General features: G+C 35.7%; 16 protein-coding genes, 1 tRNA gene and 1 CRISPR repeat array. Of the genes, 2 read left to right on the forward strand and 15 right to left on the reverse strand.

Annotated features, from left to right (window positions below; translation table 11 throughout):
* The first annotated feature begins 380 nt into the window (after window positions 1-380).
* Window positions 381-3470 carry a beta-galactosidase gene (locus tag J3U63_RS02195; RefSeq protein WP_267370342.1) on the forward strand — a complete coding sequence of 1030 codons (3090 nt, stop codon included), beginning with the start codon at window positions 381-383 and terminating at the stop codon, window positions 3468-3470.
* Window positions 3471-3618: 148 nt separating this feature from the next.
* Here J3U63_RS02195 and recB read toward each other — a convergent pair whose 3' ends face one another.
* Genes recB through J3U63_RS02210 form a run of 3 tightly spaced genes read right to left on the reverse strand, consistent with a single transcriptional unit; the run spans window position 3619 to window position 7832 of the window.
* A complete protein-coding gene (gene recB, locus J3U63_RS02200) occupies window positions 3619-7089 on the reverse strand; it encodes an exodeoxyribonuclease V subunit beta (RefSeq protein WP_267370343.1) in 3471 nt (1156 codons plus the stop codon).
* Entirely contained in the window at window positions 7068-7511 is a 444-nt protein-coding gene (sixA, locus tag J3U63_RS02205; protein WP_267333326.1) for a phosphohistidine phosphatase SixA, read from the reverse strand. The genes recB and sixA overlap by 22 nt, the downstream gene beginning before the upstream one ends.
* 24 nt (window positions 7512-7535) lie before the next feature.
* Window positions 7536-7832 (reverse strand): YfcZ/YiiS family protein, encoded by a 297-nt coding sequence (locus J3U63_RS02210; RefSeq protein ID WP_267333325.1) that lies wholly within the window; start codon window positions 7830-7832, stop codon window positions 7536-7538.
* Window positions 7833-8079: 247 nt separating this feature from the next.
* Here J3U63_RS02210 and J3U63_RS02215 point away from each other — a divergent pair, with 247 nt between their 5' ends.
* On the forward strand, window positions 8080-9474 hold the full coding sequence (locus J3U63_RS02215) for an MFS transporter (protein ID WP_267370344.1): 1395 nt from the start codon (window positions 8080-8082) through the stop codon (window positions 9472-9474).
* Between the two features lie 39 nt (window positions 9475-9513).
* Here the strand turns inward: J3U63_RS02215 and J3U63_RS02220 are convergent, their stop codons facing one another.
* The 12 genes from J3U63_RS02220 to prc all read right to left on the reverse strand — a co-directional run bounded on the left by J3U63_RS02220 (window position 9514) and on the right by prc (window position 24289).
* Window positions 9514-11283: a DEAD/DEAH family ATP-dependent RNA helicase gene (locus J3U63_RS02220; protein WP_267370345.1), complete on the reverse strand. Its 1770-nt coding sequence runs from the start codon at window positions 11281-11283 to the stop codon at window positions 9514-9516.
* A 344-nt stretch (window positions 11284-11627) separates the two neighbouring features.
* Complete coding sequence (nlpI, locus tag J3U63_RS02225) at window positions 11628-12485, reverse strand: lipoprotein NlpI (protein WP_267333322.1); 858 nt, start codon at window positions 12483-12485, stop codon at window positions 11628-11630.
* Window positions 12486-12508: 23 nt separating this feature from the next.
* The gene (pnp, locus tag J3U63_RS02230; RefSeq protein WP_416379567.1) at window positions 12509-14623 is read right to left on the reverse strand and encodes a polyribonucleotide nucleotidyltransferase; all 2115 of its coding nucleotides are present in this window, start codon (window positions 14621-14623) and stop codon (window positions 12509-12511) included.
* Between the two features lie 275 nt (window positions 14624-14898).
* A complete protein-coding gene (gene rpsO, locus J3U63_RS02235) occupies window positions 14899-15168 on the reverse strand; it encodes a 30S ribosomal protein S15 (protein WP_065634359.1) in 270 nt (89 codons plus the stop codon).
* Window positions 15169-15317: 149 nt separating this feature from the next.
* On the reverse strand, window positions 15318-16241 hold the full coding sequence (locus J3U63_RS02240; RefSeq protein WP_267333321.1) for a LysR family transcriptional regulator: 924 nt from the start codon (window positions 16239-16241) through the stop codon (window positions 15318-15320).
* Window positions 16242-16567: 326 nt separating this feature from the next.
* Window positions 16568-17305, reverse strand: a complete 738-nt coding sequence (locus tag J3U63_RS02245) for an MBL fold metallo-hydrolase (RefSeq protein WP_267370346.1) — start codon at window positions 17303-17305, stop codon at window positions 16568-16570.
* A 607-nt stretch (window positions 17306-17912) separates the two neighbouring features.
* Window positions 17913-18420: direct repeats of the CRISPR family, unit length 28 nt; unit sequence TTTCTAAACTACCTACACGGTATTGAGC.
* Between the two features lie 614 nt (window positions 18421-19034).
* Window positions 19035-19787, reverse strand: coding sequence for a TSUP family transporter (locus J3U63_RS02250; protein WP_065634356.1), 753 nt, complete (start codon window positions 19785-19787; stop codon window positions 19035-19037).
* A complete protein-coding gene (gene aroC, locus J3U63_RS02255; protein ID WP_267348754.1) occupies window positions 19784-20857 on the reverse strand; it encodes a chorismate synthase in 1074 nt (357 codons plus the stop codon). Before aroC ends, J3U63_RS02250 begins: the two co-directional genes overlap by 4 nt.
* Window positions 20858-20886: 29 nt before the next feature.
* Window positions 20887-21780, reverse strand: a complete 894-nt coding sequence (prmB, locus tag J3U63_RS02260; RefSeq protein ID WP_267370347.1) for a 50S ribosomal protein L3 N(5)-glutamine methyltransferase — start codon at window positions 21778-21780, stop codon at window positions 20887-20889.
* Window positions 21781-21934: 154 nt separating this feature from the next.
* Window positions 21935-22022, reverse strand: a tRNA-Ser gene (locus J3U63_RS02265).
* Window positions 22023-22092: 70 nt separating this feature from the next.
* Window positions 22093-22182 (reverse strand): YnhF family membrane protein, encoded by a 90-nt coding sequence (locus J3U63_RS13285; RefSeq protein WP_416379566.1) that lies wholly within the window; start codon window positions 22180-22182, stop codon window positions 22093-22095.
* 34 nt (window positions 22183-22216) lie between these two features.
* On the reverse strand, window positions 22217-24289 hold the full coding sequence (prc, locus tag J3U63_RS02270) for a carboxy terminal-processing peptidase (RefSeq protein ID WP_267333316.1): 2073 nt from the start codon (window positions 24287-24289) through the stop codon (window positions 22217-22219).
* Window positions 24290-24298: the final 9 nt, after the last annotated feature.

Consider the following 24298-nt stretch of genomic DNA (forward strand, 5'->3'; position numbering starts at 1 on the left):
AAAAAACCTAAAGAATAGCTATTTATGGCTATTCTTTAGGTTTTGCCCGTTACACAGCGGTAACAATCCTTTGAAGAATAATTATCGTTTTTTAATATAACAAATAAAAATAGTGATAAATAAATTAAATGTCTAAGCTGTGACCTATATCACAGTAATAGTTATCTATTTATATACAAAAAGGGATGTAATCGAAAATCACAAATAAAAAAAATAAACCAATCTAGCCATTTAGAAAAAAGATGTATTCGGTTACATAAATGTTATCTAGATCACTGTTTTAAATTACCCGTTACTTATAATTTATAACAATTAATGCTCATGTCATTAACTACAATAAATAAAAAATAGTGGTTAACGGAACAGTAAATGGAGAGTATATGACCCCTTCTTTCAATGAAATAATTAACCGCCATGATTGGAATAACTTATCTGTGTTAAGTCTGAATAGACTCGATACACATGCTAAATTTCACAGTTGGCGAGATAAACAGAGCGCTAAAAACAATCTGAATTCAGACACCACTATGTCACTAAATGGCGATTGGTTTTTTAGCTATTACAATAGCCCAAATCAAGTACCAGAATCATGGTTAAAAAAAGAGTTAGACAAAACAACTATTCCTGTTCCGTCTAATTGGCAATTGCAGGGTTATGATAAACCGGTTTATACCAATATACGTTATCCTTTTCCTTATAATCCACCTTTTTTACCGGAACAAAATCCCACAGGCTGTTATTCTCGCTATGTCAATATCACTCAACAATGGCTGGCACAAGGAAATACCAGAATTATATTCGATGGTGTCAGCTCAGCGTTTCATCTTTGGTGTAATGGTCAATGGGTTGGCTACTCTCAAGATAGTCGTATTGCGGCAGAATTTGATTTAACACCTTTTTTAAAGGTCGGTGAAAATCGCATTGCGGTATTAGTATTAAAGTGGTGCGATGGTAGTTATCTTGAAGATCAAGATATGTGGCGATTAAGTGGTATTTTTCGCCAAGTCTGGTTATTAAATAAACCGAAATCACATTTACGAGACATAAAAATTCACACCCAACTCGATGCACTTTATCAAAATGCCACGCTTTCACTACAGATTGATGTCAATCTTGATGACAACAAAGATTTATTCAATGTTGATATTGAATTATGGCAACAAAATAAATTAATAACTAAGCATTCTCAAAGCATTGGTACTGATGCTGTTGACGAAAAAGGCGGATATCACGATCGCTTAGACTGCCATATACCAGTCACCAGCCCCAAATTATGGAGCGCGGAAACGCCGAATCTTTATCGTGTGGTTATCAGTTTATACCATAAACAAACAGGGTTGATAGAATCAGAAGCCTACAATGTCGGTTTTCGGACAGTTGAAATCAAACATGGTCAGCTTTGCTTAAATGGTAAAGCTCTACTCATAAAAGGGACAAACCGACATGAATTCTATCCAGATATGGGGTATGCCGTCACTGAACAAGCGATGTTGCATGATATAAAACTCATCAAACAACACAATTTTAATGCAGTTAGATGTAGTCATTATCCTAATGATCCAAGATGGTATGAACTTTGTGACCAATATGGGCTGTATTTAGTGGATGAAGCCAATATTGAGTCACATGGTATGTTTCCTATGTCCCGTTTATCGGATGATCCTCGTTGGTTTGCAGCGTATAGCGAACGCGTCACGCGCATGGTACAACGTGATCGAAATCATCCCTCAATTATAATCTGGTCATTAGGAAATGAATCCGGTCATGGTGCTAATCATGATGCACTTTATGCTTGGATTAAAAGCAATGATCCAACGCGACCTGTACAATACGAAGGGGGTGGTGCGAATACAGCTGCTACCGATATCATTTGCCCTATGTATGCACGTGTTGAGCAAGATCAACCGCATCCAACAGTCCCTAAATGGGCAATAACAAAATGGATTTCAATGCCTGATGAACACAGGCCTCTTATTTTATGTGAATATGCGCATGCCATGGGTAATAGTTTAGGTGCGTTTTATAAGTATTGGCAAGCATTTAGGCAATACCCTCGTTTGCAAGGCGGATTTATTTGGGAATGGGCAGATCATGGTATTCGCTGTCAAACTCAAACGGGGGAAAGTTATTGGGCCTATGGCGGGGATTTTGGTGAAACGTATCACGATAGACAATTTTGCTTAGATGGATTAGTGTTCCCCGACCGCAATGCTCATCCTAGTTTAATCGAAGCTAAGAAATTACAGCAACCTTATCAATTTAAGCTAATAAGTCAAAAACCATTAGTAATTGAGATAACCAGCGAGTATTTATTTTATCATACCAATCATGAGGTTTTACAATGGGAGTTATTAGTCGAGGGTAAAAAACGAAAATACAGCAAAACCAAACTGGACATTAAAGCCAATAGCACAATAAAAATGGTTTTGTGTGATGATGTCGGTAATGATTTTAACTGTGAAGATTTGCATTTATCAGTCAAAATTATTCAAAGCAAAACCACGCCATGGTCTACCGCTGGGCACCTAGTCGCATGGGAACAGTGGAAGTTAACCAACACTTTTATTCCATTACTGACTATTAATCAAGATAAAAGTTCGCTTAAGTTAACCGAAAATCAGGATAATTATGTCATAAATTATAAAAATCAACGTTGGCAATTGAATAAAGCAACGGGTCAATTAGAACAATGGTTTAAAGGAAACAAACCGTTATTAGCTTCAGCTTTTACCGATCAATTTATTCGTGCACCAATTGATAATGATATAGGTATCAGTGGTGATTTTGATAGCAATAATAATCCTTTTGCTTGGGTTGAGCAGTGGAAAGCGGCGGGTTATTATGACCTAAAACACCAATGTTTTGGGATAAAAGTGGCCGAATCTTCTGATAAAATTATTATCGAAGTGCTTCATGGATATGTTGTAAAAAATAAAAAAGCCATTCAAAGTAAATGGTTATACCAATTTGATCAGCAAGGACAACTAACCTTATCTGTACAAATTGATATTGCGAATAATATGCCACCACCTGCACGTATAGGGTTAACATTTCAATTAAAACAGGTACCAAAACAGGTAAAATGGTTAGGATTAGGCCCACACGAAAATTATCCAGATCGTAAAACATCGGCAATCTTTAGTGACTGGTGTTTACCTTTTTCCCAACTCTACACGCCTTATATTTTTCCTTGTGAAAATGGTTTACGTTGCGATGTAAAAAAATTACAACTCAATCAATTAACCATTACGGGTCATCAATTTAAATTTAATATTAATCAATATGGTACAAAACAGTTAATGGAAACATCACATCGACATCTATTGCAACCACAAGACAGCGCTTATGTCAGTATTGATGCATTTCATATGGGAATTGGTGGCGATGATTCTTGGACACCTAATGTCCATAAAGAATTTTTATTAACCGAAAAGTATTACAGTTATCAATTGGTTTTTAAATGCTCATAAAATTAAACGGTTACCTACCAATAATTAATACAGAAGGTAGTAGTCGATACCTTCTGTATTTCGTTTAGATAACAACATGCCAACAAAAAAATCTGCAAAATTTAACGCCCAAAAATAGCTCAAACCATCAAGTGCTAAGATTAACAGATTAAATATTGTAGTTATTATCCCCGTCAAATAACTGATCAAGTTGCTCTATGAACTGTTTTGCTGGTTGGCAATAAAAAATCCCGTATTCGGGCATACCCCGTAAGAAAAGATAATACACCCCACCAAAATGGTCTTGATATTGATAATTGACTAAACGACTTTTTAAAAATCGATGTAATGCTAAACAATAGAGTTGATATTGTAATTCATAACGATGTTCACACATTACCTGCTCTAATGCGGGCTTTTGATAATAAGCAGCAGAATCACCTAACCAGTTCGATTTATAATCAACAATATAATATTTACCTTCAAATTCAAACACTAAATCAATAAACCCTTTCAACATACCTTGTACTGTTTCAAAATCTAATTCTGGGCATTGTTTAGATAAAGGGTCATATTGTTTACACAAAGAGTCCAATTGCAAGCTAGACACGGCTTGACGAATAGGTAAATAAAATTGAAGCTCGTGAATACATTTTCCACTTAATATTTGCGCTAATGTAAGCCCTTGCTGATTAATTTTTGTGCTAAGCACCTGTTGCATCCAATCACTTACAACATCGATCCAGATTGCGTCTAAATTGAGTTTTTTTACCATTTCATCGCATAATTGAGCAACATTATTTCCTGCAACATTTTCCATCATTGTATGCATAAGCGTACCAACATAAGCTCCTTTTGGAAAATGATGAATATCATATAATTGCACTAACTGTTGCGCTTGATTATCTGATTGAGATTCATCCCAATCATCGAAGATGGCATAATTCAATATTGAACTACCATTATGCTTTTGAAGTTCAGTATAACTTGTCACACGCCAACAACTCGAAAGCTTTCGCTTAAATACACTTGCAAACAAGGTGCTATTTGATGTTTTTGGTGAAATATACTGTTCACCGACTATAGGTAATTCAACCTCAATTAAATTTGAAAATTTGGCTATCGATTTTAAATCATCATTTAAAAGATAATTAATCGCTGATTGATTTTTTTTCAAAGAAGCTAAACCAATACTACAATGATAAACAGAGCGAGTCATTGCCACGTACAGCAATCGTAAATCTTCTGCCAGATGTTCATCTTCAATTTGTTGTTTAATTTCATCAGTTAACGACCACGCATAGCTTGGCTGATAATCATTATGTTTATCGTGATAAAATTGGCTATTAGCAGGGCGATATTTAGCCGCAAATGGCAACCAAACTATTGGAAACTCTAACCCTTTAGATTTATGTATCGTGATAATTTTGACCAAATTTTCATCGCTTTCTAAACGTTGTTCATGATTGTCTAAATTCAAATCGGGATTGACTATTTGTTTAGTCAACCAACGAACTAAAGCCGGTAAACTATCTAACTCATCCGCGGCGGCTTGTAATAATTCCCCTAAATGCATGAAGTTAGTCAATATTCGTTCGCCATTCTGGCAAGCTAAAAGATTTTCGGCTAAGTGTCGCCGTTTCATCAAACGACGTAACATCACTAATACCCCATAGTGTTGCCAAATAATCTGATATTGTTTAAATTCCTCTACTAAATTTTCCCACTGATCTTGATCATCAATCAATTGCTCAAGTTCTGCCATGGTTTGACCTAATAACCTAGTCATTAGCGCTAAACGTAATGCTGCTTCATTTTCTGGCATGAGTACGGCTTGCAATACAGAAAGCACATCCTGTGCTTCGGTTGACGAAAAGACGCTATTTCGATTGGATAAATAAACGCTTTTAACCCCATAAATCGCCAGTTTTTGTTGAATTATTTCAGCCTCTTGTCCGGTGCGCACTAAAATTGCAATATCGCTAGTTGCCACAGGGCGTTTGCCATCTTTATCACAGATGAATATTGAACTATCCGTTAACCATGAAACAATTTCTTTAGCACAACAAATCGCCATATGTTCTTGATAATCTGTAATAGTTGTTATAGTTTCAGGTAATAAATAAGCCGTTAAAGCATTTGCCTCTTGATCATTGATTATCAACGTTTTTTGATTATTTCTTGTTGCACTCTCCATAGGTAAAAAGGGAATGCGATCAAAAATAAAAGGATGTTGACGATTAGCGAATAACTGATTTACAGCCTTTACCATTTCAGAAGAAGATCGGTGATTAACATACATGGTAAAATTATTTTCGCCTGCCGACTGTTTTGCTTTTAAATACGTAAATATATCAGCGCCACGAAAGCTATAAATTGCTTGTTTGGGATCACCAATAAACAATAAACCTGTATCTAGTCGCTGCTTATTATAAATACGATCAAATATTTGATATTGTGCAGGATCGGTATCTTGAAATTCATCGATTAAAGCAACACAATATTTTTTTGCAATACTTTGTGCTAATCGATGACCATTTTTGGCCTGCAAGGCCCGATTAAGTTGCCAAATTAGATCGTTAAAACTCATCTCGGCACGTTTAATCTTCTGATAATAAATGCCTTTTTGTATAATTTTAACAATATGCATCAAAATTTCGTTGCGTAAATCAAGTTGGCTTGTATAAAGTTGTGCTATTTGCTCAAAAACTAAATGTCGTGGAGCCGTCTTATCGGTTTTGGTTTTCTCAATTAATACCGCTTGACTAAACTTTTCCAGTTCAGCGGGTAACTTAAACGTCGTTGTCGGTGTTTGGCACCAAGCCGAAACTTTGGCAATCCAATTAGGTAAATAACTATTACTATAAGATTGTTTACTGACGCCTGACAGAATAATGATATCGGTTAATTCATTTACTGATTCTAACCAAGCCTGTTTTAACATTTCGATTTTGTAAAAATTACGCTGATAAAAATCATTAATAATATTCACAAGATCGATATTGTCATCTGTGTTTTGGCTAAAATCAAAACTCAAATAAGGTTTAATACTTGCTAATAAGGCATCTGGATCTTGCCAAGTTGCAAAAACTATCTGAGCAAGTGGTTTATTTAAGGGAATAAAATAATGACGCCAAAAATCTTGGGTAACTTGTAAGTGTAATTGCTGCTCATCAGTAATTAATTTTTGTTCAAAAAGTACACCCGATTCAAATGCATGACTAGTCAATATTCGCTGACAAAAACTATGGATGGTATAAATAGCCGCATCATCCATTGATTGTTGGGCTTCAGTGAGTTTTTGAATCGCAGCTTGACGGTCATCAATTAATTCAATCAATTGTTGATATATCGGATCTGAATGGTTACCTTGCAGTAATCCTGTTCTTAGTTCTTGTATCGTTGCTCTAATGCGTGAACGCAGCTCTTGCGTTGCCGCTTTAGTAAAGGTGACAACTAAAATTTGATTAATACTCAGTGGGTTGGGATAACTGTTTTTGCCTATGCCTAATAACAATCGCAAATAGATAAAGGCAAGTGAATAGGTTTTACCTGTTCCGGCCGAGGCTTCAATTAAGGTACGTCCGGTTAACGGTAAATCAAAAAGATTAAGTTTTTTTACTCCGCTTGATGAAACCATTCAAGATTTCCTGCGGTGCCAATTGAGTAGTTAATACATGCAATTGCAGCTGTTGGAAACATCGGTGGCGAAATATGAGGGCAAAGCTCATTGACTAAATAGCCGACTAATGGAAGGTGTGAAACTATAATCACTTGCTTAACATCTTGGGGTATAAGGGTCATTAAAAAATCAGCAATTGAAGCAGCACTTCCACCCGGAACCAAAAGCTTTTCTGTTTTTACTTTTGAAATAGGAATATAAGAGGATAGTTGAGCAAACGTTTGCTCTGCTCGTAAATATGGACTCACTAAACCTAAGTCAAATTTAAAATGTTGCTGTTGAAGCCATTGACCGGCTTGATTCGCTTGTTCAATGCCATAAGCTGTAAGTGGTCGACTTGCATCAGATGAAGCAGAAAATCCTGCTTCACCATGTCTCATAATACAAATTTTCATTAATGACAATTAACGTAATTTTAATTGAAAAATTAAGCACTCAGCGCCACAACAAAAAGTAAACTTAGCAGTTAATTTAAAACCATCTGCAACTTTGTCGATACTGCTATTAATTTCACAGGGTTCAGTTGCAGCATCTTTTGCAGCTTGTGTTAATGATACTAATTTAGCTTGAGCTTCTGATTCTGACGCAAAAACGTGTTCGTATTCTGCTGTGCAATCCTCATTATCGATAATTGTTCCAACATCAACACAACAACATGCTGGTGTTTCATTTGCTTTACATTTATTTAGTGAATCTGTCATCCTGTACCTCTATTAATCATTTGGTTTTGACATAGTATACTCTCAATCAAACTTAAGGGCAAAGTTCTAACATTTTTTTAACAACCTAATAACTGATATAAAAAAACGTTTTTTATCAATCAAAAATAGAAGTTTTTTAAAAATAACCTTTGTAAGTCACGGTTATTTCTCAAAAATAATTATTGTCTTAGCGTTTTCTTTTTGTAGTATATAATATTTGCAGTATTTATTTGTATTGGTGTTTTTTATGCAACAACGTAGTAACGTCCAGAAAATGGCAATTTTAGTCGCCGCAACATTTTTTATGGAAAATTTAGACGCGACAGTTATTACTACCGCTATTCCTAATATCGCAAAATCATTTTCAGTTAATCCTCAAGATATCTCAGTTGGAATTAGTGCCTATATGTTAGCCCTTACCATAGGTTTACCTGCAAGTGGTTGGCTGGCTAATCGTTTTACTGCACATCGAATTTTTTCAATCTCGATTGTTTTGTTTATGTTAGCATCTTTACTCTGTGCACTCTCAATTAATCTAACCATGTTTACGCTGGCAAGATTATGCCAAGGATTGGCAGGATCGTTAATGGTCCCTGTTGGCCGCACGGTGGTACTTAGCCGGACTGAAAAACAAAATTTAGTCAATACTATATCAATACTGGTCTGGCCAGGATTAATCGCTCCGGTCATGGGACCTGTGATTGGTGGATTTTTCGCGCAATATCTAACATGGCATTGGATTTTCGTTTTAAATATTCCACTTGGATTTATTGCCCTTTTTTATGCATTCAAACTTCTACCAAAAGAACTACCGCAAATACGCGCATTTGATGGCATTGGTTTTATTTTGTGTGGATCAGGTTTATTGCTCTTTGTTTATGGACTTGAAATGATTTCACATTCACAAAAGAGCATAGGAATAAGCCTTTCAATCGTTTTACTTGGCTGCATAATGTTAACAATGGCATGTTATCACTTAACTCACAGCACACATCCACTGATTAGCTTACAGGCGTTTTCTAAACGTACATTTAGAACCATGTTTTTTGGGGGATCCTTAATCCGAATCGCCTTAAGCAGTGCCCCATTTCTTTTACCTTTGATGTTTCAAGTTGGATTTGGATACTCACCATTAACAGCAGGTGCTTTATTGCTGGTGCTATTTGTTGGTAATATTCTTTTTAAATTGATCAATACACCGTTAATTGAACGATTCGGTTTTCGAAATATACTGATTATTAACGGAATAGTGTTATCAGCGAGTTTTATTTTATGTGCATTTTTTACAGAACAAACCTCGATTATTACTATGATTATCGTTCTTTTTCTATCAGGAGGAGCACGATCAATCCAATTTACTACCTTAAATACACTAGGTTTTTCTGAAATCGAAAAAAGTGAAGTTCAAAGTGCCAATATTTTATCTACTTTAGCACAGCAACTTAATAATGTTCTTGGCATTGTACTAGGGGCATTATTCTTATTTATTGCATCTTGTTACCATGATCATAATAAAACAATGTTAAGTGTTGAAGACTTTCAATTTGCTTTATTGATGATTGCAGGGCTAACAATCATTGCTATGATTGATTTTATTACACTACCTAAAAATGCTGGTGATAATGTGCGAGGAATAAAATAACGAAGAAAAGCCTCTGCCTTAAGGCAGAGGTTAAATTAATTAAAATTTTGGTGCTGACGAGCGACCTCGTTTTTTCGAAAATCCTTTATCATTCGACTCAGATTTACTACTTCTACGTCCACCACGTCTATTATCAGATGAAGCATTACTCACTAAGCTCATTTTCATCGGTTGATTAAGCACTCTTACCTTTTCGAAGTGTTTAAGAATGTCTTGAGGCATACCTTTAGGTAATTCAACAGTTGAATAAGTTTCGTAAAGTTTGATATTACCAATATAACGACTACTTATATCAGCTTCATTAGCAATGGCACCAACAATATGTCGAACTTCAACACCATTCTCTTTACCAATCTCGATTCGATACATATCCATATCGCCAACATCACGACGTTCTCGACGTTTTGGTGTTTCACGATTATCACCACGCAAACGGCGCTCACCACTGCGATTATCACGATCGCGACTATCACGAGATGGTTTCATCACTGGATCTGGTGGTAATATTAACGGGCGCTCGCCCTGAGCCATTTTTAAAATCGCAGTAGCGATCGTTTCTAAATCTGTATCACAGCTTGCTTGAATTTGTGATAAGAGTGCTTGATATTGATTAAGATCAGCACTTTCTAACTGTTTTTGTACTTGCTCAGTAAATTTTGCTAAACGACGTTTTTCAATCAATTCTTTTGAAGGTAATGCGACTTCTGGTATTGATTTTTTAATGGTTTGTTCAATGTTTTTAAGCAAACGGCGCTCACGGCTATCGACAAATAAAATCGCGCGTCCAGCTCGACCTGCGCGACCGGTTCGCCCTATTCGATGAACATAAGATTCAGAATCAAGTGTAATATCATAGTTGATGACTAAGCTAATACGTTCAACATCTAAACCACGTGCTGCAACATCGGTTGCAATTAAAATATCTAATCGACCATTACGTAAACGATCAAGAGTTTGCTCTCGTAATTGCTGCGTCATGTCACCATTTAATGCTGCGCAGCTATAACCATGTTTTTCAAGAACGTCGGCAACATCTAACGTGGCGCTTTTGGTTCTAACAAAGATAATCGCAGCATCAAAATCTTCAGCTTCTAAAAAACGAATAATTGCTTCGTTTTTACGCATACCTCTGACTAACCAATAACTCTGATCAATATCAGGTGCGGTTTGATTGGTTCCTTTAATTTGCACTTCTTTAGGTTTTTGCATAAACCGTTTAGTAATGCGACGAATAGGTGCTGGCATTGTTGCTGAAAATAGTGCTGTTTGATGATTTTCAGGAATCGTTGCCATGATACTTTCAACATCATCAATAAAGCCCATTCTTAACATTTCGTCAGCTTCATCAAGAACTAAACCTTTAAGATTAGACAGATCTAATGTTTTACGGTTTAAGTGATCCAGTAATCGCCCCGGTGTTCCGACTACAATTTGCGGACCTTGTTTTAAAGCGCGTAATTGTACATCGTAACGTTGTCCACCATATAATGCTAAAACTTTTATGCCTTTCATATATTTTGCATATTCAGCACATGCATCGGCAACTTGAATAGCCAACTCTCGTGTTGGTGCTAAAACCAACAGTTGTGGTGCTTTTAAATTAGCATCTATATTCATTAAAAATGGGATAGAAAAAGCAGCAGTTTTACCACTGCCAGTTTGTGCCATTCCTAATACATCGTTACCTGCTAACAATAAAGGAATACATTCAGCTTGAATCGGTGATGGTTTGCTAAAACCAAGATCATTTAATGCATTAAGGATATCCTCGGATAAACCAAGGTCAATAAAAGAAACTTCTTTTGTCATGTAAACTCGCTTATAAATTTTATTATATCTAAACAGGTTATTTGCACTGTTAATAATATTAAGCACAACTTAATATCGGCAATGTGCCATGGCTAATTTAATAAAACCAAGAATAGATAAATTTATGCCAGCTCACTAAATTGAAAATTTACAACTCACCCCAATAACTAACTGCCAATATTAATACTATCGATAATTACTCAGCAAAATTTAACGATGATTAGCGTTTTATCATAAAATAGATAAAGCAAAATAATCAAATCATTAAAATTCAGGAGTATATTATTGGCAAATCAGAACTACGCTATAACAATATTTTCACTTTTAAACTGGCATGACCCTTGTTACTTTTCTTTTTCTTCAAGTAACTTCATTTCGTAGAGTGCCTGTTGATGTTCAACAAAGTTATAAATATTATTAGCTAAAGCATATTTAAATAACATTTTGGCACGCTCATTATCACCTTTACTTTGATAATATTTACCTAAGTAAAAGTAGGCTTCACATAGGCGCTCAGCTAATTGCCGATTACTTTCTACACCTTGTTGAAGATTTTGCATCAATTTAGATTCATTAATTTTACCTAAATAAAATGCAACAATATCGCTACTATAAATCGTTTTATCATTAAGCAGATCATAACGTTTTTGTAGCTCATGCTGTGCAACTTTATTATCGATTTCTTTTTCGATCAGATAAAGCCACAAAATTCGAATGGGTTCATTCACATCATATTGATAAAATTGCAACGCATCACGATCTGCTGATTGATAATGCCCAGTACGGTACAACGTAATTGCACGATTTAAGTAGGCATACGCATAAGCAGGATCAAGCTCTAAGGTAGTATTAAACGATGCTAAAGCCGAATCGAAGTCACCATCGCGAAGTGCATAATTACCTAAAAAATTATACAAATCTGGAATTTCAGGATTAAAGCTTAGCAAATGTGTAAAATCACTGTATGCAAAAGCTTTAAAACCTAATGAATCGTAGACAATACCTCGCTCAAAAATGAGCTGCATACGTGTAATGGTATCAATATCATTTTGTGATAACTGCTGACTGAGCTGAGCAATTTTCAATTCATCCTCGTAAGAAACTTGCTCAGGAACAGCCAGTACAGGTAAAGAGTTAGAACAACCTGATAAAAGAATAACAGCTAGCAAAAAGCAGATAATTCTCAGGTTGAATAGTCTCATTTTAACTCCTAGTGAATGACATTTTATTCAGTAATTGGTGCGACATCAGCAGCAGGCTCAACAGCATCTTTCATGCTTAAACGAATTCTACCCTGCCGATCTATTTCTAATACTTTAACATTCACTTCTTGTCCAACTTTCAAGTAATCAGAAACTTTCTCAACGCGATGATCAGCAATTTGAGAAACATGCACAAGACCTTCTTTACCACCAATGATTGATACAAAAGCACCAAAATCAACAATTCGTGTCACTTTACCGGTATAAATTTTACCCAACTCAACATCAGCAACTAAATTATTGATACGATTCATTGCATCTTTAGCTTTATTACCATCAGATGCCGCAATTTTTACTGTACCATCATCAGTGATTTCAATCGTAGTACCCGTTTCTTCCGTTAAGGCTCGAATCGTTGCCCCACCTTTACCAATAATATCGCGAATTTTATCTGGATTGACATTCATGGTATAAATGCGAGGCGCAAATTCAGAGATCTCTTGACGAGGTTTATTAATTGCTTGCTCCATCACACCTAAGATATGTAAACGTGCACCTTTAGCTTGATTGAGGGCAATTTGCATAATTTCTTTAGTAATACCCTCAATTTTGATATCCATTTGCAGCGCACTTACACCTTCACGTGTACCGGCTACTTTAAAATCCATATCGCCAAGGTGATCTTCATCACCCAAAATATCAGATAGAACAACAAAATTATCGCCTTCTTTCACAAGTCCCATCGCAATACCAGCAACAGAAGATTTAATTGGCACACCAGCATCCATTAATGCAAGTGAAGCACCGCACACAGAAGCCATTGAAGATGAACCATTAGATTCAGTAATTTCAGACACTACGCGCACAGTATATGGAAACTCTTCTTTGCTTGGCATTACAGCTGCAACACCACGCTTAGCTAAGCGCCCATGACCAATTTCACGGCGTTTTGGTGAACCGACCATACCTGTTTCACCAACTGAATATGGTGGGAAGTTATAATGAAGTAAGAAACGTTCTGTATATTCACCTGTTAACTCATCAATAATTTGTGCATCGCGCTCTGTTCCTAGTGTTGCAGTAACCAGTGCTTGCGTTTCACCACGCGTAAACAATGCACTACCATGCGTTCTTGGTAACACATTAGTACGAATATCTAGCGCACGGATCATATCTTTTTCACGACCATCAATACGCGGTTCACCAGCAATAACGCGTTGGCGAACAATTTGACTTTCTAATTCAACAATAATGTTAATGACTTGATTTTCATCGAGTTCTTCATCTTGTGCTTTTAACGTTGCTAACACATCGTCTTTAATGAGATCAATTTGTGCATAACGTGCTTGCTTTTCAGTAATTCGATAAGCTTCACCTAAACGATCTTTAGCCAATTCGGCAACAGCATTATATAAAGCTTCGTTCTTAGCTGGCGCAACCCAATCCCATTTTTCACAATTTGCTTTAGCAACAAATTCATTAATATTATCAATGACAACTTGTTGTTGATCATGGCCAAATACCACAGCTGCTAGCATCTGATCTTCTGAAAGCAGATCCGCCTCAGACTCAACCATTAATACTGCACTTTTTGTCCCAGCTACTACTAAGTCTAAACGGCTATGTGCTAGTTCTTTAACTGATGGATTAAGAACAAACTCATCATTAATAAAACCAACTCGAGCGGCGCCAATAGGACCATGAAACGGTACGCCAGATAAACAAAGGGCAGCTGAAGCACCAATCATCGCAACTAAATCAGGGCTCACGTCAGGATTTACAGAAACAACTGTTGCGATAATTTGAATTTCGTTAACAAATCCTTCTGGAAATAGTGGACGAAGTGGTCGGTCAATTAAACGAGCAATTAACGTTTCGCCTTCGCTAGGACGACCTTCACGTTTAAAAAAGCCTCCAGGAATACGACCGGCTGCATAACTACGTTCTTGATAATTTACGGTTAAAGGAAAAAAGTCTTGACCTTCTTTCACTTTTTTATCAGCAACAACGGTGACAAAAACAGCCGTATCATCCATATTAACCATTACCGCAGCTGTTGCTTGTCGAGCCATTATACCCGTTTCTAAAGTTACGGTATGACGACCATATTGAAATTTTTGATGTGTCGGATTAAACAAAACAATTTCCTCTTGTATTTTGTGTGTTGAAGTTTGAATTTGAACAAAAAGTAACATAACACGAATTAGGCTACTCACTTCAACAGTGTGGGGATATCAAACAAAAGATTATTTCACTGTCACGACTAATGACAAATCTATAAACTATAGAGCTCTCATTAGTCGCGCGAAACATGAGATACAATCTTTTATTTTTCCGAGCTCGATATTATATCAGAGTCCTAATTTTTCACAACGAAAAAGAGGCCTAAGCCTCTTTCCAAGTAGATAAGTTATTAGCGACGTAAGCCTAATTTTTGAATTAGTTGGTTGTAACGTTCGATATCTTTACGACGTAAATAATCTAATAATTTACGACGGCTAGAAACCATACGTAATAAACCACGACGGCTATGGTGATCTTTTTTATGCGCTGAAAAATGACCTTGTAAGTCATTAATACGTGCAGTTAAAAGAGCAACTTGAACTTCAGTTGAACCTGTGTCATTAGTACCACGACCATATTCGGCAACAATTTTCGCTTTCGCTTCTACAGTTAGAGACATAATAAACCTCTTAAAATTAATATTAATGATGGAATGTCCGATCTCTAATTCAGACATACCTCGATATTCATATAAACATTATATGAATTGTGCGCAATTATACTCAAATTTATTAAAATAGCAATTTGAATTATGGTCATTATTGCCTGCTACTTAAGCTTAAAACCATATTCTTCTTGTATCAGTTTTTTTAGTGCTTCTATATAGTTTTGTGCCGACATACTCAATTGCACTTTTTGAGAGGTAATCCAACCGATTAATATTTTTTCATTAACACTCAGTGGAATTGATAAAATATCAGAACCATTCAAATCGGTACTTAAAACCCCAGTGCTAATTGTGTAACCATTTAATCCATGTAATAAATTAAATAACGTTGCCCTATCACTCACATGAATGCTTTTTTTATGATAGACCGTACTTAAAATCTCTTCAGAAAAATAAAACGAATTATATTCACCTTGCTCAAATGATAAATACGGATAATCTTCCAGATCATGTAAGGTTAACGATTTCATCGCAGCTAAAGGATGATGGGTACTAATAAACACATGTGGATCGGCTTCAAACAAAGGATTAAATGTTAAACGATGCTCTTTAAGTAACCGCAATATGACTTTTTGATTAAAATCAGTTAAATAGAGTATACCCACTTCACTACGTAAATTAGCCACATCGGTAATAATGTCGTAGGTTCGCGTTTCACGTAAGGTAAATTCATATTCGTCAGTATGATTCTTCTTGATTAAATTAACAAAGGCATTCACAGCAAACGCATAGTGCTGGGTCGAAATGCTACATAGTTGCTTTGAGGGCGCCTTTTTAGCATAGTGCTGTTCTAATAACTCAGCTTGATCCAATACTTGTTTGGCATACCCCAAAAACTCTACTCCATCGGTTGATAAAGATACTCCCTTTGAAGTGCGTACAAAAATTTCAATGCCAAATTCGGCCTCTAACTCTTTAACCGCTGTCGACAAGCTGGGTTGGGTAATATATAAATTTTTAGCCGCTTCATTGATGGAGCCTGATCGAGCTATTTCTAAAATATAGCGTAATTGTTGTAATTTCATAACGTGAATTGATAAAGTTTTTTCAGCAAATCATTTGCCTTGATATAATTAAGAATATAACAGATATTAATGATTATAAGATAGACAAACTTAAAAAAATTAAATCAGATAATAATTAGTCCATTTTTATCTAAAACATTTTTTAAACATTATCCAACTAATGAAAAACACGCAATAAATTTCCTACCTTTGATTTTTTCATCCACATAATGCACATAGCAGGCTTTTGCAACTCATCATTCACTTTTTAATTAAAAAAGTATTAGCTAACATCGCGTATTTTATATTAAGAATATCGGTATCAATAGTAAACATTATGCTTGTGTTTATGGATTTTCGATTAAATCATTGTCTAAAATCAGTCTATCTTGCCAGTTACCTTTATAACTGCCGCCATGATAACAAATCATCTCATCAATATCATAATTCATTAGATTTTTTATAGAACTTTGGGCTTGAGCCAAATCATAAGCAAACTCTGGAAAAGGTATAACTAATTTATCATTAACCAAAACGAGTGCATCACCCGCTATCAGGGTTTTATTTTCCTTGATATATAACGATATGTGACCTTGGGTATGCCCAGGCGTAAAAATAACCTCTACCCCTTCACCAATAGGTAAAACTTGATGGTTGTGCAAAATATCATCTACCTTAACACCTTCTATATTTTCTAATATTTTATGAAAAATCAGTGCTTGTTGCTTATCATTATCCGACAAGAAAGGATATCTTTTTTCTGCTTGCTCTAAACGCAATGGTTTTTTATGCTTTTCTATATAGGCTTTTTCTATACTTGATGACAATATTTGAATATGAGGAAATCTTTTCTTAAATTCTGCTAACGAACCAATATGATCGAAATCATGATGCGTAATGATAATATGAGATAACTTATTTAAATCAAGATCACTCTTTTTTGCTGCTGCTTCAAATAACTCAAACTGACAAGGATACCCCGCATCAATTAAGATCATATGACTATCATCTTGTATAATGACAGGATTAATTATCTGCTCAATACCGTTATATTCAAATTTTATAGCAAGTACAATTATTTTCATTTTATGCTCACCTTACTCGATACTTATGTCCGTAAGTTAATTAGCCTGTATTGGTATTATTGAACCACGCTATGTATCACTATCCCTTACTGACAATATAACATATGGTTAATCAATTAACTGTTGATTTTTATCATTCATATACCTTCTACATTTTAGCAATACTTAACAAACAGACAAAAATTTTACCTTCATTGTTAATAAAGCTTAATCTTTCTTGTTTTTATAAATTGTAAAAATAAGCTGTGGTAAAGGTATTTAATAATCAGTCTAAACAGATTTTTTGAGCAGAAATTTTGCTATATGGAGTTTAACAAGATTGAGTTGTCTGAATACAAAAAAAGACTATATGCCTCGAATGTTAAAGGCCTATGTATTAATTGTGTGTTGCTTAAAGCACATCAAAATATCTATTTATGTGTGGTTATTAGCTGAAACAAGCTTGGTGATAGTTGATATAAAGTTGGAATAAAGGCACATAATGACAATTTCATAGTTAACTCATTTATCTTAATGAAATACGTTAAGGCATTTTTATAGCTTTAACTAAAGACTTCCTGAGGATAGGCTATTAAAATGTAAAAATCTACCTCGCCAAATTTTTGCTTTCTTTAACTACCTACACGGTATTGAGCGCCTTTTTTAATTTGTTTAATTACATAAACTCTTTCTAAACTACCTACACGGTATTGAGCAGGACTTGCACCAGCATTTTTGATTGTAGGGTTTTCTAAACTACCTACACGGTATTGAGCAGGTGTTACCTGCGGTATGAACGTTTACAAATTTTCTAAACTACCTACACGGTATTGAGCGAAAGCAAAATCTGATTTATTAATATTTGAGTTTTCTAAACTACCTACACGGTATTGAGCGATAAACAAGTCGGTCCTCTTCCGTTACTACTTTTCTAAACTACCTACACGGTATTGAGCTTACAGCGCGGTGGTTTTTAGGGTAATATTCATTTCTAAACTACCTACACGGTATTGAGCTTGATGTTTCAAAAAAAATATTTAATGGTGATTTTCTAAACTACCTACACGGTATTGAGCAACTCACTAACGGCATGATGTTTCAGCATCACTTTCTAAACTACCTACACGGTATTGAGCTAGAACAGCACATACTATAATCGCCTTTGGCATAAAGGTAAATATTGTTTTATTACTTAAAAACCCTTTTTTTTAACTGTTTTGTAATACATTGATTTTATTAATCTTTAAATCTAGCGAAAAAAAAGGGTAAAAACGATGGTGTAATTATTGATAATGTTTCAATGATATTGACTTGAAATAGTCTGTTTGAAATCTAATGCGAACAAATTACAATTTATAATTACTCTGCTCGACAATTTATTTAACAATATTAAAAATACATCAATTGCTTTTTATTCAAAACAGTAACAACTACCATTGATAAACAAAAATATATTTTAAATCGCAACGTTAAAGGAGTGTGTCAAATATTCTTGTTAGCTTTGGGGCGATAACGATGGCAGCATATTATTACCATTACATTGAAACAGTGCATTAAGTATATTTAGATCGTTTACTGCAAAAGTATTGAAAATGTAAAAATCGTTCTATTAGTTTAGCTTAAATATATCTATGTTATTACGATTAAAAATTCTGAATCTTTTGTGTCCCACGTTTTATTAGCTAAATATATTAAAACAAAATTTATCATCAATGACGGTTAGCTAACAATCAAAAGCAAAATCTAATCATCAGAAGAAGTTCTCATAAATCAACTTAATACTCATAACTGTAGAAACAATAATCAACATTGGTCTTATTAATTTTCTTCCTTTCGCAATAACCATTTTAGCGCCTAATCTTGCGCCGATGAATTGTCCGACTAACATGACTAAACCTATCGACCAGACCACTTGTCCGCCCATAATAAAAAATAACAATCCCGCTAAGTTTGAGGTAAAGTTTAGGACTTTGGTATGCGCAGTTGCTTTTGTCAGATTAAATCCGGCAAGGGTAATATAGGCTAAAGCATAGAAGGAACCGGCACCGGGTCCAAAAAAGCCGTCATAAAAACCAATTGCTAACGCCGGAATAAGGGCAAATTGTAGGGTGGTCAGGCGGCTTTTGCGGTCTTGTTCTCCGATTGTTGGTGAGAGTAGGAAATATAACCCAACACTGATCGTTAATATCGGTAATAATAGTCTTAGAAAATCGGCTTGGATATGCATCACCGAAACAGTACCAACTGCGGAGCCGATAAAGGCGAAGATAATTGCGATTTTTTGTTCTCTAAGATTAACCATGCGCTCACGGATAAAGTAGAGACTAGCCGAGAATGATCCACCACAACTTTGTAACTTATTAGTCGCTAAGGCACTAGCCGGCGGTAAACCGACTGCCAATAGTGCCGGCACGGTGAGTAGCCCACCTCCACCGGCAATTGAGTCGATGAATCCCGCTAAAACTGCTATGGCAAACAGCAGAATAAGGAGTTCGTAATTCATAGCGGATTCACATCACTGCATTGAGCACGATAACGAAGGTAGTGATCCATTAAAACAATAGCAACCATTGCTTCAGCGATGGGAACTGCTCTTATACCCACGCATGGATCATGCCGACCATGCGTCGATACTTCAACGGCTTCACCTTGTACATTAATCGATCGACCTGCAATTTCAATGCTTGGTGTAGGTTTTAAGGCAATGTTGGCTAAAATGGTTTGTCCTGAGCTGATACCGCCTAAGATGCCACCGGCGTGGTTGGATAAAAAACCTTCTGGACTAATCTCGTCGCGATTTTCGCTACCACGTTTAGTAATAACAGCAAAGCCATCACCTATTTCGACCCCTTTAACTGCATTAATACTCATTAATGCATGGGCCAATTCAGCATCTAACTTATCAAAAACTGGTTCACCCAGCCCAACCGGTACATTTTCAGCGACAACAGTGACTTTCGCACCAATTGAATCACCCTCTTTTTTTAATTTTCTTAATAATTCATCAAGTTGCTCAAGTTTACTTTCATCAGCACAAAAAAAGGAATTTTGTTCAACTTGTTGCCAATCTCTTAATTGACATTCAATATCACCCATTTGAGCTAAATAACCACGAATAGTAATGCCGAGTTTTTCGTTTAAATATTTTTTAGCTATAGCACCTGCCGCAACACGCATTGCTGTTTCGCGCGCCGATGATCGACCGCCACCTCGGTAATCACGTGTGCCATATTTTTTTTGGTAGGTGTAGTCAGCATGACTAGGGCGAAAGATATCTTTAATTTTGCTATAATCTTGTGAACGTTGATCGGTATTTTCAATCATCAAACCGATACTGGTGCCGGTTGTGACACCATCAAAAACACCTGATAATATTTTAACTTGATCTGCTTCGCGGCGCTGCGTAGTATAACGAGAAGAACCAGGACGGCGTCGATCGAGATCGTGCTGCATATCGGATTCAGTTAAAGCAAGTCCCGGTGGTACACCATCTACAACACATCCTAATGCTATGCCATGTGATTCGCCAAAAGTGGTGACTTTAAATAACTTACCGATCGAGTTTCCAGACATAAATTTTATTTCCAATGATTAATAACACATTATTTAAAATAGTGGTGAAATTCTATTAAGGTTTGACACGATATTGAAAATACACCAAGTCCACCATGTTCAAACGTTATCCAATTGAATGGAATATCAGGATATTGTTCTTGCAAACTGATCCAACTATTTCCTACTTCACATATTAAAACACCATTTGGTGTTAGATAATTGACGGAATCACGTAAAATTCTTTTCACAAGATCTAAGCCATCAACGCCCGCTTCTAATGCCAATTTAGGTTCATATAAAAACTCATCAGGGAGATCACGCATGTCTTCGTCATCAACATAAGGAGGATTTGAAACAATAACATCATATTTTTTAACCGGCAGATTATCGAATAAATCCGATAATATCGGCGTTACTTGAAATTGCATTTCATGTAATTCAATATTCGTTTGCGCAACATCTAACGCCTCTAATGATATGTCAGAAATATCAACTTGCGCATCAGGAAATGCATATGCACAGGCAATACCAATACAACCACTGCCTGTGCACATATCTAATATTAATTTTGGCTCAGTTGTTAACAAGTTGGAAAAGTGATTATCAATTAATTCACCAATTGGTGAGCGCGGTATTAACACCCGTTCATCAACATAAAATTGGTGACCACAAAACCAAGCTTGATTGGTTAAATAAGGCGTTGGAACCCGATCTTCAATGCGTTTTTGAATCAGATCCAGTAACTGTTGTTTTTCAGACTCAGTAAGACTGCTGGCATAAAATTCTGGCGGAATAAATAATGATAAACCTAATGTTGTTAAAATAAGCTGCTTGGCTTCATCAATCGGGTTATCAGTTCCATGACCTAAATAGATATCAGACTGGCTAAATTGGGAGGTTGTCCAGCGTATAAAGTCCTGAACAGTGCGTAAGTTTTCCATAATGGCTCCAAATATTCTAGGAGGAGGAAGGTTCTACTCGTCACTTTCGGTCTTGTTAACGTGAATGCATATTGTCAAAGTAACATTGAAAGTCACTCCTGACAGTTAAAACCTGACGGCTTTTATCCTTCAATGACTAAATAATAAAAATTTATGGCGGTGAGGAAGGGATTCGAACCCTTGATACGTTGCCGTATACACACTTTCCAGGCGTGCTCCTTCAACCACTCGGACACCTCACCAAAATTTATCAACCCGCTAATTAAAGCAGGTTGCATACTATAATGATCACAAGCTAATTAATCAAGCTTTTTAATTCATTACAACAATAGTACCAAATGCGGCTAAAACAACTAGTATAGCGACAACAGTTACTAAAGCAAATTTCAAATTTGTACACATGTTTATTATCTCCAATTATTTGTTGAACCCAGCTTTATTTAATTGATTGATCTAATGAAATAAATCCACTTACGGGTTGACTAACATCAATTTTTGGATAGTTAGGCGCTAAATCTAATAGAATTTCAATCGCTTCATTTAAATAAGCATCGGGTATTTTATAGTCCTTAGGTAAATCGTCTAATTTAGCGATGGCTGGTTTTCCTTCACGAGCCAAGCGTTCATTCATTCTTTTTAGATCACGATCATCATAAGTTTTTCGCTCTGCTTCACGCGATTTTTTGTTCAACGAAACAATGTACTGACGATCCTTCTTGTTATTAAAATCACTGATATCTTGTTCAAGATAGATAAATTCAGGATTTTTAGCTATTCGCGTTAAATGCTTAGCCGTTAAATCAGGTAGAAGCGGTTTAACATTAGCAACAGTCAAATATTCAGACGAAGGAATTTTATCCCATGGCATAGCATTATCTAAGAACCGCTCGCCCGTTTCGTCCATATATTTAGTTTTACTCATTTCAATGTCAGGCTCAACCCCTTTCAGTTGGGTACTGCCACCGTTTATACGGTAAAATTTTTGTACAGTATATTGCACACCGCCAAGTTCAGGCCAATTGGGATGTAATCTTGAATCAGAAGGATAGGCAATATTACGAGAAGTTTGTACCGTGCCTTTACCATAAGTTGTTTCACCAACAATAACAGCGCGTCCATAATCTTGCATGGCTGCGGCGAAAATTTCAGAAGCCGAAGCGCTATATCGATTGACCATTACAACAATAGGGCCTGCATAGTCGGCACCTTTATTTTTATCGTCGTAAACGACAACTTTTTGTAAATTATCGCGAACTTGTACTACTGGTCCATTGTCAATAAATAATCCCGTTAGGGTAATAACTTCAGCTAAAGAACCACCGCCATTATCACGTAAATCAATAACTAACCCTTGCAGTTGTTCATTTTTAGCTTGCAATAATAGATCGTGGACTTTATCTGTTAAACCCATATAAAAACTTGGAATCTCAATAACACCCACTTTTCCACGTTCATTATTGATAATTTTTAATTTGGCTTCACGATCTTCAAAATGAATCTTATCTCGCGTTAGTTCAATAATTTTAGATTTGCTATTGTTACCTGCTGGTAAAATTTCTAATCTAACTACTGTACCTTTTGGACCACGAATTTTATCGACAATATCGTCTAAACGCCAACCGATAACATCTTCAATAGCTGAGTTTTTTTGACCAACACCGATAATTTTATCGCCAACAGCTAGCAACTTACTTTTTTCAGCCGGCCCACCAGTGACAAAAGACATGATGACAGTATAATCATCTTGTTGGCTGAGCGTTGCGCCAATACCTTCAAACGATAAACTCATTTCAGAATCAAAATCACGTTTTGAACGCGGTGCTAAATAACTGGTATGCGGATCAATTTCACGTGCAAAAGCATTCATAAACACTTTGAATGCATCTTCATTATTGGATTGTAAAATGGTTTTTATAACACGATTATATCGTTTGGTTAGTGCTTCACGAATTTGTGCTTCATTTTTACCAGATAAAGACAAACTGAGCTCGTCATATTTAACACGTTTATCCCAATAGGCATCGAGTTCTTTTTCAGAAGTTGGCCAAGCAATATCTTCACGTTTAAAATCAATTTCGTCATTATTGGTGAAGTCCATTGGGCGCTTCAAAACCTCAAGAGCATACTTATAACGATCATAACGCTTTTGTAAGGCGAGATTATAAATATCGTATGCAGTTTTCAAATTACCATCTAATAATTCTTGTCCAAGCGAATCTTGCCTATTTCGAAAACTATCCACATCACTTTGAATAAATATTGCTTTGCTACCATCAAGCATTTTGAAATAACGATCAAAAATTTTAGCCGAAAAAGCACCATCTAAAGCAAAATTACGATAATGTGCTTGAGTAAAATAGTTAGTAACTCTTCTCGCCACAACTTGGTGTATATCATCTTGTTTAAGAACAGGTATTTGCTCGTTATTAACTTGCTTAGCCTGCGTACTTTGGCTAACAATACATAAAACAAGGCTTAATTTGATAACAACTTTGAGTAATTTATTCATGCAAATTCT

Origin of the sequence: Gilliamella sp. B2838, assembly GCF_026536185.1 — a bacterium.
Lineage (GTDB): Bacteria > Pseudomonadota > Gammaproteobacteria > Enterobacterales > Orbaceae > Gilliamella.